The following is a 2476-nucleotide window of genomic DNA, read 5'->3' as shown; positions in this document are numbered from 1 at the left end:
CCCCGGGAGGTCGCGTGGATCAGTCGCCGATGACCGTGTCGATCTGGTCCGATCCGGCGATGGCGCCGGCGAACAGGCGCACCTCGTCGATCCGGGCGGGCAGGAAGTCCTTGTGCTCCCAGTCCGTCCAGGCGCTGCCGACCGAGACCTCGTACGACCCGGCCGGGGCGGTGAACGCCTTGTCGGTGCCGTTCTGGTTGCGTCCCAGGTAGAGGCTGATCGTTCCGGCGACGGGGTCGTGCACTCCGGTGAGGCGCACGTTGCTGTCGACGGCGGCGACCTCGTCGGAGACGACGGAGGTGAATCCGCCGGCGGCGAGGTGCGTGCCGAAGTGCCACTTGCCGACCGGGACCGTGCGCTCTTCGAGGGTCTCCTCGTCGAGGACCGTGGACTTGCCGGTCAGCTCGAACCAGAGTCCCCAGGAGATGCCGTCACCGGACCGCTGGCTGAGGACCGCGCCGGCGTACCCGATGTCCTTGGCGGCGAGCGCGGCTCCGTCCAGCGCCACGGTGGTGGTCATCGTGAACGCTCCTGTGCCGTCGAGCACCGCCGTGTTCATCGGTGAACGTGCGGAGTCGTCGGCGCCGTCGAAGACCATCACGCCGTCGATCAGATGGGCACCGCCGTTGAGGGTGAGGCTCTTGCCGTAGCCGGACAGGGTGTCCGGGACGGTGGTGCCGCTGCCCTGCTCGGCCCGCCAGTCGGCGACGAGTTCGAGGCCGGCGTGGCTCGCGGAGGTGAGGAGCCCGGCCTCGTCACCGACCTCCTTGGGGCTCAGGGCCCGCTGCCAGACGGTGACCTCGTCGATCGAACCGTGGAAGTTGTCCACGAAGTTGTCGGCGTAGATGGTCCGCCCGATCTCCAGCGGACCGTTCGACGACCACGGCGTGCCGGCGTCGACGGAGGCGGTCTCCTTGCCGTTCACGAACAGGTGGACCTTCTTGGTGGCCGCGTCGTGCACGCCCGCGACGTGCGTCCACACGCCCTTGGGCTGGGGCACGGCCGACTTGGCCTCCCGGGACCAGGCGCCCTCCGTGGAGAAGACGCGCAGGCTCCAGCGGTCGCCGTAGGAGATGATGAACGGGCTGTACTTCTGGGTCCACGGCGACGCGGTGTCGGGGGTCTGGCTGAGGACGGAGACCGTCTTCGTCGACGCCGGGTCGACCCACACCCAGGCCGAGACCGTGTACGACGAGCGGGTCTCCAGGACCTTCCCGGCGGTGGAGGCGGAGCCGGTGGTCCCGTTGAGCCGCAGGCCCTTGTCGGTGACAGGGATGGCCAGCGGTACGCCGGCGGTGTCGTGGGTGATCAGGCCGCGGCGGCCGCGGTCGTCGCGCGTGGCGCCCGTGGCCAGGGTCGCGGGGTGCCGGGTCGACCCGGTGGTGGCCGTGTCGAGGGCCTGGCCGGAGGACTCGTCGAAGTGGTACCGGGCGATCGGCCCGGCGCCGGCCGCGACGAGGAAGTCCACCGCGTGCCAGGCACCGTAGCGACCGACGCTGTCCTTGGCGCGCGCGTAGAGCGTGTGCGTACCGGAGCGGTCCGGGGTGACGGTGACGGTGGCGGTCGAGCCGGTGGCGGTCGGCCAGCTGGTCATGGACGAGAGGGTGTACTGGTACGACACGATGTTGGTGTCGCCGGTGGCCGGCTTGAAGGTGAACGTGCCCTTGACGTTGGGTCCGCCGGTGGCCGCGCAGGCGTTCGGTGTGCAGTTGGTGTACGGCGTGCCGAAGGTGATCTGCGGGGCCTTGGGGGCGGTGCTGTCGACCTTGAAGTAGCACCATCCGGTCGTCGAGGCGTTCGACGGACCCGCCAGGATGCTGGCGCCGCCGTTGTAGTACGACCGCGTCCAGGCCCGGTAGCGGTACAGCTTGTTGTCGGTCAGCGTCGACCACGACAGGGTCTGTTTGACGTTGTCTCCCACGTACCCGGTGGAGGGGCGCTCGTCGCCGTTCCCGGGCGGGGTGTCCGACCACGTGCCGTCGGAGTTCTTGTGGTCGAGGTCGTAGGCGATCCGGAGCTGGGCGCCGCTCTCGCCGCCGCTCTCGGTCTGCGGGGTCGCCGTCAGCGCGGGCGTGGGGTCGGAGATCACGGAGGGGTTGGACTCGGTCGTGGAGCAGACCGTGCCCGAGCCGGTCACCAGGCCGATGCCCGACGGCTTGGCGGGCTTACCGACGAAGTCGACCGCGAGGACGGCGTCGTTCCTGAACCGCTTCCAGGCGGACGTGTCCGACTCGTCGTGCGCGCGGATCTCCAGCGTGAGGCGGGAGAACTTGCCGGCCGCGAAGTCCCGGACCGTCGGGGTGAGGTTCTCGTTCGTCTCGGCCGGGTTGTCGTTGAACTCGATCGGCGCGTCCGGCGAGTCCGGGTCGCAGAGCGAACCGCGGCCCGCCGAGACGCTCCGGTCGACCATCCAGTCCAGTTCCTTGGGCCGCGAGGACCAGGTGGTGGACGAGGAGATGTTGTCGGTGCGGACCAG

At 70.1% G+C, this 2476-nt stretch carries 1 protein-coding gene; it reads right to left on the bottom strand.

The genetic code is table 11. The features are described from left to right. Window positions 1-19: 19 nt before the first annotated feature. Window positions 20-2476, bottom strand: a 2457-nt coding sequence (locus ACFUJR_RS17755; RefSeq protein WP_383450522.1) for a LamG-like jellyroll fold domain-containing protein, incomplete at its 5' end; no start/stop codon positions are given.

It is taken from the genome of Streptomyces sp. NPDC057271 (assembly GCF_042668715.1).
GTDB lineage: Bacteria > Actinomycetota > Actinomycetes > Streptomycetales > Streptomycetaceae > Streptomyces.
The sequence above is the reverse complement of the archived record's forward strand: the minus strand, read 5'-3'. Positions and strand labels throughout refer to the sequence as shown.